The organism is Indibacter alkaliphilus LW1 (assembly GCF_000295935.2).
Taxonomy (GTDB): Bacteria; Bacteroidota; Bacteroidia; order Cytophagales; family Cyclobacteriaceae; genus Indibacter; species Indibacter alkaliphilus.
Genome location: NZ_ALWO02000002.1, coordinates 1 through 14,773 on the forward strand (window position 1 = coordinate 1; position 14,773 = coordinate 14,773).

Annotated in this window: 9 protein-coding genes; 4 read left to right on the forward strand and 5 right to left on the reverse strand. The window is 39.6% G+C overall.

The window, feature by feature from the left end:
- Positions 1–423: 423 nt before the first annotated feature.
- The gene (locus tag A33Q_RS00010; RefSeq protein ID WP_016254386.1) at positions 424–1,905 is read left to right on the forward strand and encodes a S8 family peptidase; all 1,482 of its coding nucleotides are present in this window, start codon (positions 424–426) and stop codon (positions 1,903–1,905) included.
- Between the two features lie 167 nt (positions 1,906–2,072).
- Here the strand turns inward: A33Q_RS00010 and A33Q_RS00015 are convergent, their stop codons facing one another.
- The 5 genes from A33Q_RS00015 to tsaD form a co-directional block, all read right to left on the reverse strand.
- The gene (locus tag A33Q_RS00015) at positions 2,073–3,125 is read right to left on the reverse strand and encodes a M42 family metallopeptidase (RefSeq protein WP_009035185.1); all 1,053 of its coding nucleotides are present in this window, start codon (positions 3,123–3,125) and stop codon (positions 2,073–2,075) included.
- A gap of 295 nt (positions 3,126–3,420) precedes the next feature.
- Positions 3,421–5,304 carry an amidophosphoribosyltransferase gene (locus A33Q_RS00020; RefSeq protein WP_009035186.1) on the reverse strand — a complete coding sequence of 628 codons (1,884 nt, stop codon included), beginning with the start codon at positions 5,302–5,304 and terminating at the stop codon, positions 3,421–3,423.
- A gap of 132 nt (positions 5,305–5,436) precedes the next feature.
- The gene (locus tag A33Q_RS00025; protein WP_009035187.1) at positions 5,437–5,952 is read right to left on the reverse strand and encodes an HNH endonuclease; all 516 of its coding nucleotides are present in this window, start codon (positions 5,950–5,952) and stop codon (positions 5,437–5,439) included.
- A gap of 54 nt (positions 5,953–6,006) precedes the next feature.
- Positions 6,007–6,474, reverse strand: coding sequence for an SsrA-binding protein (gene smpB, locus A33Q_RS00030; protein WP_009035188.1), 468 nt, complete (start codon positions 6,472–6,474; stop codon positions 6,007–6,009).
- A gap of 361 nt (positions 6,475–6,835) precedes the next feature.
- A complete protein-coding gene (gene tsaD, locus A33Q_RS00035; RefSeq protein ID WP_009035189.1) occupies positions 6,836–7,840 on the reverse strand; it encodes a tRNA (adenosine(37)-N6)-threonylcarbamoyltransferase complex transferase subunit TsaD in 1,005 nt (334 codons plus the stop codon).
- 13 nt (positions 7,841–7,853) lie between these two features.
- Between tsaD and A33Q_RS00040 the strand changes: the two genes are divergently transcribed.
- Genes A33Q_RS00040 through A33Q_RS00050 form a run of 3 tightly spaced genes read left to right on the forward strand, consistent with a single transcriptional unit; the run spans position 7,854 to position 14,773 of the window.
- A complete protein-coding gene (locus A33Q_RS00040) occupies positions 7,854–12,473 on the forward strand; it encodes a translocation/assembly module TamB domain-containing protein (protein ID WP_009035190.1) in 4,620 nt (1,539 codons plus the stop codon).
- 48 nt (positions 12,474–12,521) lie between these two features.
- Positions 12,522–13,820, forward strand: a complete 1,299-nt coding sequence (locus A33Q_RS00045) for a cryptochrome/photolyase family protein (RefSeq protein ID WP_009035191.1) — start codon at positions 12,522–12,524, stop codon at positions 13,818–13,820.
- Positions 13,820–14,773, forward strand: coding sequence for a Smr/MutS family protein (locus A33Q_RS00050; RefSeq protein ID WP_009035192.1), 954 nt, complete (start codon positions 13,820–13,822; stop codon positions 14,771–14,773). The genes A33Q_RS00045 and A33Q_RS00050 overlap by 1 nt, the downstream gene beginning before the upstream one ends.

The window sequence follows — 14,773 nt, forward strand, 5'->3', positions numbered from 1 at the left end:
TATGTAGGCGGATATTCATATTAAAAAATGTATCTAACATTAAAAATTCACTATATACACTTGTAAAAAACTTTTCTAAACGAACGAAATACCACCCACAAACCATTCATATAATAATGACCGCTGTTTCAAAACATCAAAACTCTTAACATTAATGCTTAATAAAACACATTTTTGCTCTATTAAAATGTATTTTATAAAATATTTATTTTATATTTCTCCGTATTTACAAAAGCTTATTTCAGTTTGGATTAGTATTCAGACAGATTAAAAAGCTTATTAAAAAACAAAACCAACTCTTTTTTGTACCACTTATCACTATTTTAAAACCTTTAATTTACAATTATGATGTGTTCGACCAAACCCAGATTTTCGCATTTTCTAATGATTGTAGTCCTTCTGTTTTCCGCTTGTCAAAGCGAAATGGAAGATCTTGTCCAGATTGAGGAAAACTTGATAGAAGAGGAGTCTGTATTCAACCAATTTCATTTCGAAGAACTGGCTGACATAACAGACTTTACCAACCTTAGAGAAGGTGATTTTACAGGAAGATTTTTGATCCTAAGTAAAGGGCAAAATCTTCCCAATAACTTAGAGGGAAGTATTCAAAATGCAGGAGGTGAAATTGTCAAAACTTTCCCTCAAATAGGTGTGGCAGTGGCGGTTGCCCGAACTCCTGACTTTCTTTCTAATGCAAAAAAAATCAACGGAGTAGAATCGGTAACACCTGATTTAATTCTTCAGTACACCAAAGAACCTGAAACAAGAGGTGAAGATATTCAATTGGATTTAAGTACAGCAAGAAGAGGCAGCTCAAGTTCTGCAGGAACACCTTTCAATTACCAGGATGCATTTCTTGATGGGTTTCAGTGGGCTCCTTCATCCATTGATGCTCCTGCCGCTTGGGACAATGGTTTCACCGGTAATGGAGTAAGGGTTGCTGTGATAGATGGTGGTTTTTTTGCTACGCATGTGGACCTGGCACCAAATATGGACATTCAGAGTTCAAGGTCTACTGTTCCGGGTGTGAATTTCAACCAAGATCTTGGCGGCTTCTGGCATGGCACACACGTGGCAGGCATAGTGGCTGCAGCAGGAAATGGAATTGTCGGTATAGCTCCAGAAGCCACCATCATCGGAGTCAAAGCCCTTCACGGAGGATCGGGAGCATTTGAATGGATCCTAGAAGCCATTCTTTATTCGGCGACTCCTCAGGCAGCTGGAGGAGCAGGAGCAGACATTATCAATATGAGTTTGGGAGCTACAATTCCATACAGAGATTCTTGGAGTGATAAAGAATTTAGAGATGCTTTTAGAGACTTACAAAAAACCTATGATAGAGCTACAAGATTTGCTTATCAAAACGGTGTAACCGTAATAGCAGCAGCCGGTAACGGTGGAAACAACTTTGATGATGCCAAGGAACTATTTCAGCTTCCTGCACAAAACCAACACGTACTTTCTATAAGCTCTACAGGCCCTACCGGATGGTTGTTAGGAAATGACAACTTCTCACAGCCGGCATACTATACCGATCATGGCAAATCTTTGGTAGACTTTGCAGCTCCAGGAGGGACTTTAGGACTATGGGTAGTGGAAGGATTTGATGGTAATTGCACCTTAAATGGCACTAATCTATCTTTCACCAGTTTCTGTGAGGTGTTTGACCAGGTTATCAGCTGTAATGTAAACAACGGCTGGGCTTGGGCACAGGGTACTTCTATGGCTGCTCCAGCTGCAGCAGGTGTGGCAGCACTGATACTTCAAGCCAACAATGGAAAGCTGAGCCCCGCTCAAGTTGCTGCAAGAATGAGACAATCTGCAACTGACTTGGGCAAGCCAGGACAGGATGAATTCTACGGACATGGATTTGTCAATGCAGCCAAAGCCGTTGGATTAAACTAAAAACAAAAATTTCTAAGCTTTTGTAAATACACCTTCGGTTTATTGAACCAAACCGGATCACAGAAAAAAAGTCTGTCCACTTTCATTTGGACAGACTTTTTTTTATTTTAAAATAAATTATTCAAAAAGGGATGCAGAAAGGCCTTGAGGCCTAAAATCCTCATTTATCAGTGATCCCAATTGTAGTCATCCATATCCTCCAAACATGCTTTTAGAAGCTGGATACTTCCAGCTATATCCTCCTTGTGGGCCATTTCTATAACTTGATGTAGGTGTCGGGTAGGGATGGAAATTGCCCCTGCAATAGAGCCCTGCTTTCCCATTCGTTGGATGCCTGCAGTATCAGTGCCTCCGGCAGTCAAGATCTCGGGCTGCCACTTGATCTGATACTTGTCTGCTGTTTGTTTCATGAAATCCACCATACGGTAATCACAAATGGTCATGCCGTCCATGATCTTGACAGCTGTACCATTGCCTAGTTCAGTGATTTTTTCATGAGATTGGGCTCCTGGTACATCATAGGCAATGGTAGTATCCAAGGCTATCCCAAAGTCAGGATTGATCCCATGGGCGGCTACATTCGCACCCCTTAGACCTACTTCCTCTTGCACCGTAAAAGTTGCGTACACATCAAAGGCAGGATTTTCCAGTTGCTTGAGGGTTTCGATAAGGATAAAAACCGCCACCCTATTATCAATAGACTTACAATTGACACAATCCCCCATTTCTATCAACTCCCTGTCTCTTGTAATCGGATCACCTACACTGATGTATTTTTCCACTTCATTTTTCGGCATACCCAAGTCTATAAAAAAATCGGTGGTCTTGGGAAGCTTGGTTCTTTCTTCAGGCGACATAACATGAATGGGCTTGCTTCCCATGACTCCTACCAAATCCTTTTTTCCATGAATGATCACCCTCTGGGCTGTCAATGTTTTGGGATCAAAGCCCCCCAAAGTATGGAAACGAACAAAGCCCTTGTCATCAATATGGGTTACTATAAAACCAATCTCATCCATATGGGCTGCCACCATCACTTTCTTCCCTACAGGATTGTTTTTGGATTTTTTGACTGCGATCACATTACCCAAATTGTCTGTTTTCACTTCATCAACAAAAGGTGTGACCAATTCAATCACCAGGTCTCTGACACGTTTTTCATATCCCGGAGCTCCGGCTATTTCACAAATCTGCTTCAATAAGCTTACGTTAATTTCCATTTTCAAATTGTTTTTCTTCCCAAATGGGAAAAGTTCTGCATGAGGAGTTAAATCGTAAATAGCATGAAAGAAACTTTACAAAAAACCAAAAAAAGCTATAAAATACTTTTCGACGAACCTCATCCAATTTAAAGAACAAGTAACCTCATATCTCAAATAAACCCTAAACCATCTAGATTTTTAATTCTTGCCTCTTATCTCTTGCTTCTTGTCTCTCGCTTCTTGACTCTTATTTCCTTATTCATTTTACTTAATACTTTGTACATCGTACTTGGTACTTTGTACTTTATTCAACCTAATAAGCCCGTACAGCCTTGCCTTCCATAAAATTCACAAAAGCCCTGTTGACTACTCGCATTCCTCCACTGGTAGGGAAATTGCCTGTAAAATACCAATCACCGATATGATCTGGGATACATTTATGAAGATTTTCGACTGTCTGATAAATTACTTTCACCTCAGCTTTAATTTCATCAGTGGTGATAATTTCAGCTATTTTATCTGAAACTTCCTGATCTGTAAATGGTTCATACAGCATCTTGACAAAATTCATTGAGCCCTGCTGACTGTTGATACATTTTTCATAAATCTCATCCATCAAAAATGTCATATTCCTTTCTTTAATCAGTTCCAAAGTTGCCCTGAAAGCAATGAACTCTCTCATTTTTGACATATCTATGCCGTAGCAGTCAGGGAATCTGATTTGAGGAGCAGAAGATACGATGATAATGCGCTTGGGCTCCAAGCGGTCCAAAGTAGTCAAGATACTTTTTTCCAAAGTAGTCCCCCTGACTATACTGTCATCGATCACTACCAAAGTATCTATTCCTGACCGCACAACCTCATAAGTCGTATCATACACATTTGCCACCATGGCATCTCTGTCCGAATCATTGGTAATGAAAGTTCTAAGCTTGACATCTTTGCTGACTAGCTTTTCGACTCTTGGCCTGAAATTCAACAGCTCTTCAAGGTCTTCCAAATGTGGCTTCCCCTCCAAGAGCACTTCGCGCCTTTTGGCACTCAAGTAATCTTCCAATCCTTCGATCAATCCCAAGAAAGCAGTTTCCGCTGTATTGGGAATATAGGAAAACACAGTATTTTTGAGGTCAAAATCTATTGCCTGAAGAATTTGAGGAATCAGGGCTTTGCCTAAGGCTTTTCTTTCTCTATAAATATCCGGATCGGTCCCTCTGGAAAAATATATCCTTTCGAAACTGCAGGATTTCTTCTCCCTAGCAGGCATAATCTCATGCTCTGCATAAGAGCCATCTTTATTGATCACCAAAGCATGGCCTGGTTGGATTTCTTTAATTTGCTTATAATCGATATTGAAGGCAGACTTGATCGCGGGTTTTTCAGAAGCTACTACTACAATTTCATCGTCTGCATAATAATAAGCTGGGCGTATTCCAGACGGATCTCTCACAACAAAACTGGAACCATTTCCAATCAACCCTGCCATGGCATACCCCCCATCAAAATCTCTGCAGGAACGTCTCAGTATTCTGGCAACATCAAGCTCATCTTCGATCACTGCTGTGATCTGCTCATTACTGTATTCTTTTTTGTATTTGTCAAAAATCCTCTGGTTTTCCTCATCCAAAAAGTGTCCGATTTTTTCCATTACGGTTACGGTATCGGTTTTTTCTTTGGGGTGCTGTCCTAGCTCAACCAACTTACTGAAAAGCTCTTCCACATTGGTCATGTTGAAATTCCCGGCCATAACCAGGTTTCTGCTTCTCCAGTTGTTTTGTTTCAAAAAAGGATGACAGGTTTCAATACTGTTTTCACCGTGTGTTCCGTATCTTAAGTGCCCCAGCCAAACTTCTCCGGAAAAAGCAATATTTTCTTTGAGATGAGCAGCATCAAAGAGCACTTTTTCTCCTCCATGCTTTTTGGCTTTTTTATATTTCTTGTGGATTTTGTCAAAAATATAATTGACGGCTTGCGGTTCAATTGAGCGGTATCTGCTTATATATCTTGTACCTGGTTTGGTATCAATTTTTATATTAGCGACTCCTGCTCCATCCTGGCCTCTGTTGATCTGCTTTTGCATCAAAACATAGAGCTTGTTGGGTGCATAAAGAGGAGAGCCGTACTTATCGATGTAAAACTGCGGATCTTTTCGGAGCCTCAACATGGCTATACCACATTCATGTTTGATCTGGTCACTCATTTGGGTCTGGGCGAATTTATATGACTTTGCAAAGGTACTCCTATTTTCAATGATTAGAAAAACCTTTTTGTAAATGGCAGTACACTAATATTGAAAAAATAGTTTCCTCTGATCTATTGAGTCCGAAAAATATCACTTCACTCCTACCACTTTTACTTCCAAAAAGGGCAGCCACTCTTCTGCATTGCGATAGGCATACTCTGCCAAGTAAAAACTCAAAGATGGCCTAAAAGGAGTTGTTCTCAACTTCAACCCTGACTGTTCAGGAGACTTGTCCCCTTTCTGCACATTACAGCGGTGACAAGCTGTCACCAAGTTGGACCAGTTGGTTTTTCCTCCTTTGGATTTTGGGATCACATGGTCTATGGTCAGCATTTTCTTGGATCCACAGTATTGACATTCGTTCCCATCCCGCTTAAAAAGATTGTTCCTGTTTAGCAACACCCCCTTATAGGGGATATTTTTATACTCATTGAGCCTGATTACTGCAGGATAATTAAACTCTCTGTTAACTGTTCTGACGACAAGAGTATCGTAACTACTTAGACAACTTACTTTTTCCAAAAAAATGAGAACGAGTGCTTTTTGAACAGTCACAACTGCAACCGGACTGTGATCCAAATTCAAAACTAAAACACGCTTTTCCATAGACCTCTAAGATAAAACTTTGAATGGAAAAACCTGTCGTTCAATAAGAATGTTTTAAAACTTCATTCTTGCCAGTTCTCTTTTAGTATCTTTTTCTTTGATGCTTTGCCTTTTATCATGCACCTTTTTGCCCCGGGCCAAAGCGATTTCCAACTTAGCCAATCCTTTATCATTGATAAATATCCTTACCGGAATGATTGACAGTCCCTTTTCCTCAAATTTACTTTCCAGTTTTTCGAGCTCTTTTTTACTTAAAAGTAATTTCCTTTCGCGTACAGCTTCATGATTGTAGCTTGAGGCCATGGAGTAGGGAGCGATATGCATCTGCTTGATAAAAAGCTCCCCTTTTCTGAAAAAACAATAGGCTTCAGTCAAAGAAACTTTTCCTTCCCTGATCGATTTAATCTCAGTTCCTTTAAGAACCAAACCAGCTTTGAAGGTATCAATAAACTCAAACTCGTAACTGGCCTTTTTATTTTTGATATTGATTATTTTCTCAAACTTCTTTTTCTCTTGTCCCATTTCTTTAAAAATTCCTTTGTGCCTTCATTTTGAACTGTCTCTTCTTTTAATGTTTGTCGGTCTATTTATTGAAGATTTAAGATTTAAGATTGTAGATTTAAGATTGTAGATTAAACCAAAGTTTCACTACTCATTATTCACTATTCACTCTCCACTTCTCACTACCTTAGTTCATCCTTCATCCCTCATCCCTCATCCTTTCCTAACTCCTCCTTCATTATTTATCATTCGAAATTCATCATTCGATATTACTTATTGTTCCCAAATCCCCCCAAACCTAATTCAATTGACATCTCTCAGCTCTGCCCCTCGTAAATCGTAATTCGTCAATCGTAATTCCCTTCATCCTTTCTCCTTTCATCTAAATCTTCATTCTCGCCTCGGGGACCACATCCATTCCACAAAACTCCCCTTTCAGGTATTTATAATGTGCCGCCATGGCAATCATTGCAGCATTATCTGTGCAGTACTCAAATTTTGGGATAAATGTTCTCCACCCATGTTTTTTTGCCAGACTTTGAAGCTCATTTCTCAAACCTGAGTTGGCGGAAACACCTCCTGCTATGGCAATATCCTTAACGCCATAAATATCAGCTGCTTTCTTCAATTTTTGCAATAACATCTTTATCAAGGTAAACTGAATTGATGCACAAAGGTCTGCTAAATTCTCCTCTATAAATTTCGGGTTATTTTTTAATTGATCTCTAAGAAAATATAAAACTGCGGTCTTGATCCCCGAAAAGGAATAGCTAAGGTTTGGCATATCTGAAACAGGAAAAGAAAAAGCCTTTGGATTACCTTCTTTGGCATATTTATCAATCAATGGACCTCCCGGATATGGAAGACCAAGCAATTTGGCTGTTTTATCGAAAGCTTCCCCTACTGCATCATCCAAGGTTTCCCCTATTACCTCCATATCCAAATGATCTTTGACCAGTACCAGCTGGGTATGTCCACCGGAAACCGTCAGGCAGATAAAAGGGAAAGTTGGCTTTGGGTCATCTATAAAATGAGCCAAAATATGTGCCTGCATATGATTCACATCAATCAGGGGTACATCCAATGCATAAGCAAAGGACTTGGCAAAAGACACCCCTACGAGTAATGATCCCATGAGCCCAGGCCCTCTGGTAAATGCTACCGCCGAAAGCTCCTCCTTGGTAATCCCTGAAGTAGCGATGGCCTCATGGACTACCGGAATCAAATGTTGTTGATGGGCACGAGAAGCTAATTCAGGAACTACCCCTCCATATTTTTCGTGTACTGATTGCGTGGCGATTATATTATTAAGTATTTTGCCATCAGAAATTATAGATGCAGACGTTTCATCACATGATGATTCAATGGCCAGAATATTGATTTTCATTGTAAATTAATCCTTGGAAAAGAACCCGAAAGTTACGGAAAAAATACTGAAAGCCTTAAGGCTAATCTTCAGGCTGACTCTTTTCCTTATCCTAGGTCTATTTTTGATCGCAACTTTGCTTCAGATTCCTTACTTTCAAACGAAGCTAACCAATAACCTTACAAATTACATCAGCAAAAATACAGGTTTTAAAACAAGCATTTCCAAAGTTAAAATCCGATGGTGGGACGCAATCAGCCTCAATGATCTGATTATTTATGACCAAAAGGACAGCCTAATGATCGACCTGGAAGAAGTCTACATTGACTTTTCGATCAAAGGGCTTTTTGACAGAGTAAATCCATCATTGGATCAGATTAAAATGGAAAGGGGAAATGTCCGTCTGATCTTCCACGAAGGCGAGGAATACCTCAATATTTCTGAGTTTTTTTCGGAAATAAACAGGATTTTGCCAGGTACCAAAGATCCGGATAAGCCATCGGGTAGATTTGAAATAGCCAATATATACTTCAATGAAACATCACTGGATATTCTGAATTATTCAGCTATACCGGTCAGTTCGGGCTTTGACTACAACAACCTCAGATTTCGGGAACTCATTGCCGATGCTGATAATTTTTATACTGATGGCCCGCTACTGGGTATGAAGGTGAATTACTTAAGAGGAGTAGAATCCACTTCCGGAATGGTCTTTCAACAGCTCAAAACGGATTTTTCCTATGCACCTAATTTTATGGAATTTGATAATCTCTATTTAAGGTCAAATAACACAGAAATTAAGGACTACCTGAAGTTCAGCTACCCCAGCAGTCGATCTCTTTCGAATTTCAATCAGGAAGTCCAGATTTTAGCCAGACTTGACGAGGCTGTTTTGGAAATTAAAGACTTAAACTATTTCACAGATGAAATACCTGAAATTGAAGACAGGATTTTTTTAAGTGGCGAAATCAGCGGAACTGTTGAGAAACTAATCTCAAACCAACTTCTGATCCGATTTGGTCAAAGAAGTGCCTTGTTCGGAAAATTCAAAATCGATGGATTGCCTGATATCAGAAATACTTTTTTTGAAATGTCATTGATGAATTCGGTTCTGAACAGTACTGACCTTTCTCCATATATTTCAAAGGAGGCCAGACAGGAAATCAATAAATTTAGGGATATCCGCTTTGATACGGATTTTTCGGGATTTCTTCACTTTTTCACATTCAACGGGAATTTCCGGACAGGCATAGGTAACATGTTGGGAAGACTGAGCTACAAGTTGGAAAACAACACCCCAACCTATTCAGGTAGACTGGAGCTAAATAACCTCGACTTGGGTGTTTTACTCGAAGATAAGGAGCGTTTCCAGAAAGTATCAATGACCGGCCGCATCAAAGGTACTGGGCTTTCAGTAGAAACAGCCTTGCTGGAAGTAGATGCCGATATCCGCAAAATGGGGGTCCTAGGCTATGATTACACCAATATCCGTACAGATGCAACCTACGGGAAAGATCTTTTCAGAGGAAATATTGCCGTAAATGACCCCTATTTGAAAGGTGAGGCGCAGGGTGTACTCGATGTAAGAGACGGAAAGGATTCTATTAGACTCAATGTGTCTTTGGACACTGCTTACCTGAAGGAACTGAAAATCGTGGAAAGGGACCTCTTCGCAAGTGGAAAAGTAGACATGGATACCAAAGGAGTGACTTTGGATGACATTGAAGGAATTGCCAGATTCAGTGATATTGGGATAAGTTATGAAGGGAGAAATCTCAACATTGACAATTTCTTTTTCCAGTCCTTATTTACGGATGAATCAAGAGTCATATCCCTCAACTCTGACCTTTTGGTGGCGGGAATTTCCGGAATTTTCAAAATCGATGAATTGATTAACGATGTAACCAACCTTAGCAAAGAGTATTTTGCCATATTGACCAACAGCGAAAGTACTGTAGATGTCAGTCAAGTAGGTTTGCATGAACCTTATAGCATTGATATTAATCTGAATTTCATCGATATCAACCCGATCATAAATCTGATAGAGCCCAAAGCTTCCATTTCTACCAATACTTTGATAGAAGGGGCCTTTTATCAAACGCCAGACAATACAATCCTGAATTTCTTTTCAAGCATTGACAGTATTTATTACAATGGCAACTTCTTCTTTGATACCAATCTGGATTTCAACACCTCAAAGCTAACCCGAAGCAATGATGTGTTGGCTTCGTTTTTTGTGTCTTCAAGGCAACAAACACTTACCTCAGGGCTGATTTTCAACAACCTCGAAATGGAAGCCATCTGGGATGAAAACAACATTGATTTCACCTACAAACAGGATCAATTGAGTACTGGAAGTTATATAAGAATCCAAAATGAGATTTCAATTTTTCCGGACCATACCAATATCGTGTTTGAACCCTCTGAGCTCAAAATCATAGACAAGGTCTGGAATTTCGACCCCGAAAACAGCATATTTATTACAGACAATACTTTCTTATTTGACAACCTGAAGCTGTATAACGAAAGTCAATACATCTCTCTGAATGGAGTTATTTCCAATAAGGCTGAGGATGTCCTTGGACTGGAAATCAAAGATGTAAGTCTTGATTTTTTCAATACACTTTCAGTGAAAGAATTTGAAGGATTGGCCAATGGGCAATTTGGTTTCAGCAATTTCTTTGAAACTCTTGCTATCAATGGGCAATTAAACATTGATGATTTTTATATCAATAACTTTCTCATCGGTGATATAGAGGCGGGGACATTTTTTTCCGAGGGACTGATCAATGTGGAATTGAATAATTACAGGCAGGGAAAAAAAGTAATCTCCCTGGAAGGCTCTTTGGGCAGTGAAGATCAAAATCTTTCACTTTTGGCTAAACTGGAAGAAGCAAACCTTTCAGTATTGGAGCCATTTCTGGAAGACTATGTCACTCAAATGGGAGGAACGGTTTCAGGTGACTTGGAAATAGGAGGAACAGTTGCTTTTCCAGTGGTTTTGGGAACCGGTAAAGTAAGTGGCGGCAGGCTTTTGGTAAATTATCTCAACACCCGCTATACCATAGATGGGAACTTGGTATTTGAACCCAATGAGATCAGTTTCAGAGAACTTACACTGAGAGATATCAACGACAACAGGGCTAGGATGCGCGGGGGAATTTCCCATGACTATTTCAGGGATTTTGTTCTGGATATTTCCTCTAATATGGAGAACTTTCAAGTTCTCAACACCTCTATCAGAGACAATGATCTGTTCTATGGTACCGCCAATGTAAGCGGAACTTTGAATATTTTTGGAGCTGCCAATAACCTAGATATTACAGCTAGAGCGACTTCACAACCCAATACGAGAATATTCATTCCTTTCGGCACTTCAAATGTTCAGGCACAGGAAGATTTTATCAATATCATCAATGTGCGCGATACTACCCAAAGGGTTTCCTTTGAGGAATCTGTTGAAAAATTGGCTATCAACAATGTGCGGATGAATTTCGCTTTGGACATCACCCCTGAGGCTTATACAGAAATTCAGATTGACCCAAGAACAGGAGAAAATATTCAAGGAAGGGGAAGAGGCGTGCTTAATCTGGGTATTGATACCCAAGGAAATTTCACCATGCAGGGGAATTATGAAATCACCGAAGCCCGGTACAACTTCTCCCTTTATAATGTCATTCGAAGAGAATTCGTTATTGAACCTGGCGGAAGGATTTCCTGGTATGGAGACCCCTATGAGGGGGTAATGGACCTAAGAGCCTATTATCAGGAAAGTGTATCCCTGCAAAATCTGCAAAACGTACAAAATCAAGGTTTGGAAGATCCACAAATGCGCAGGAGATGGCCACTCAGAGTGATTATGGATTTAAAAGGAAATCTGCTTTCACCAGATATCACCTTTAACTTTGATTTTGCTGAATTTCCATCAGAGGGAAATATTCAGACCTATATCTCAGCCTTCCAAAATAGGATTGCCAACGATGAGCAGGAAAAAAACAGGCAGGTTTTCTCAGTGATTATGATGCGGTCTCTTTCGCCTGAAGGTCAGTTTAGCGGGGTCAGCAATATTGCAACCTCAAACCTTAGCCAATTACTTTCTTCCCAACTGAATAGTTTTATTGCCCAAGTAGATCAAAATCTGGAAGTAGATATAGATTTGGCAAACTTGGACCAGACGGCATTGGAAACATTTCAGCTGCGGGTGGCTTATACCTTTCTTGACGGAAGGTTGAGAGTCACAAGAGACGGAGGGTTTACGGATCTTCAGGGCAATGCTGACCTGAACAGTATTGCAGGAGATTGGCAGGCAGAATATCTGCTTACCGAAGATGGTCGGTATAGAATGAGAATTTACAATAGAAATAATTTCAATACCTTCACATCACTTTCTCTTGCCAGAAATGTTGCCACTTACGGGGTTTCTGTATCCCAAAACCTGTCTTTCAATACTTTCGGTGAACTGTGGAATAAGATCAAAACAGGGGAAAGGGAAAAATTACGCATCAATGATACAGACGACTTCCTGAGGTATGAGTTTGAGGAAGCTGATGAATGGAAGCCTATTCCTTTAAAAGACCTGGACAAAAAGATTGAGCCTGAATACCTGGAAATTATTGAAAGGCCTATAAAAACCAGAAAAGAAGAGGAGGATTAAAACATTTTCAAAAGCTAAAGTATTCTAAACCCAAGCAATCATTTATATATGGAACAAATTAGCATATTCTGGTTTAGGAGAGATTTAAGATTAGAAGACAATACGGGATTATACTATGCCTTTGAGCAAGAAGAAAATGTCTTACCTCTATTTATTTTTGACAGAAATATTCTGGATGACCTGGAGGATAAAAAAGATGCTAGGGTAGAATTTATCCATGATCAGATCCAAAAAATATCCAATGGACTCAAAGATTTTGAAAGCAGTATTTTGGTCAAATATGGCAAGCCTCTGGATATATGGCAAGAGCTATTGGAGGAATATGATATCCAAAACGTCTATACCAACAGGGATTACGAACCTTATGCCAAAGAAAGGGACACCCAGGTCAAGAAACTGCTCAAAGAAAGAAATATACAGTTTTTGGATTTCAAAGATCAGGTGATCTTTGAAAAAGATGAGATTGTAAACGGTTCAGGGGATTTTTATAAAGTATTTACCCCATACAGCAAGGTATGGTTGGAGAAATTCCACAAATCCAAAATCGAAACTGTCTCATTGGATGGAAGAAAACGCAACTTTTTTAAAACTAAGCCATTGGATATCCCCAGTCTGGAGGACATGGGATTTGAAAAAACCGAAATCAAGATTCCTCCTTTGGAAATTGATAAACCTTTGATCAGAAAATACGACAAAACCCGTAATTTTCCGGCTATAAACGGCACAAGCAGACTAGGGATCCATTTGAGATTTGGGACCATTAGCATACGGAAACTGGCATTGGAAGCGTACGAGCTGAATAAAACCTACCTCAATGAACTGATATGGAGGGAGTTTTATATGATGATTCTTTACCACAATCCCGATGTGGTAGATAAAGCTTTCAAACCAAAATATGATCAGATTCCTTGGCGAAATAAGGAAGATGAATTTGAAAAATGGTGTGAAGGAAAAACAGGATATCCTATAGTAGACGCTGGCATGAGAGAACTCAATCAGACAGGATACATGCACAATAGAGTCCGGATGATTGTGGCGAGCTTTCTCACCAAACATCTTTTGATTGACTGGAGGTGGGGAGAAGCATATTTTGCAAAGAAACTACTGGATTTTGAACTGTCTTCCAACAATGGAGGTTGGCAATGGGCTGCAGGAACGGGAACTGATGCCCAACCTTATTTCAGGGTTTTCAACCCTGAATCACAAACTGAAAAGTTTGACAAAGAATTGAAATACATTAAAAAATGGGTTCCTGAATATGGAACTGACAAATACCCTGAACCCATTGTGGCTCATAAAGCCGCACGGAAAAGGGCTATTGAAACCTACAAAAAAGCACTGAATTGATGAATATAGGAGATCGTGTAAGATTATTGCATGGAAATGAAGAAGGGGTAATCACCAAAATTTCTGCTGGGGGGAGAGTAGAAGTAGAGATAGAAGATGGTTTTCGAATCCCTGCTATGAAAAATGAGGTGGTCCTGATTTCGAAAGCAGAAAGGGCCCATTTCGGTAGCTCAAGTGATACAGAGTCCTCCAAAACAACTGAATTTATCCCATCCAAAGTTTCCAATTCCAATGAAGGATTATTTTTGGCCTACTTACCTATTAATGACAAAGACCATAGTGTCTATATCAGTAACAATACGGAAAAAGACACTTTAGCTTTAATCACAGAGCATTACGGAAGCAATTCCCAGGCCTTACTTGCCGAAAAAATCCCAGCAAAAACAAGTCGGAAAGTAACTGAAAAATCAATTCAGAACTTTGAAGAATGGCCCACGCTCCTTCTACAATTTTTCCCTATAAACAATAGAATTGAAAAGACAGAAACACCATTTGAAAGAAAAATAAAATTTAAGGCATCCTCCTTCTTCAAAAGCAAAGGGAAAGCTCCTATCATAGAAAAAGAAGGCTATGTTTTCAAATTGAGTGAAAACAGTGTTGAAATTGATGTTCATCAACTTAATGAGCAATTAAACCCCGGTAAAAAGGCGCTGGTTCAGGAATTCCCGAGGCCACCCAGAGAAATTGATCTTCATATAGAAAAATTGAGCAAAGAACATGAATTCATGAGCAATTCAGAAATGCTCAAGCTTCAGATGGAAGTATTTGAAAGAAACCTGAATTATGCAATTGCCTCTGGAATGGATGAAATTTCCTTTATCCATGGAATAGGTAACGGAGTTCTGAAAAAAGAAATTCACAAGTATTTGAGCCAATTGGGAAATATTAAGTATTTTCAAGACACGCAGAAGAGCCGTTTTGGTTATGGCGCTACGCTTGTCAGAATATCTTAA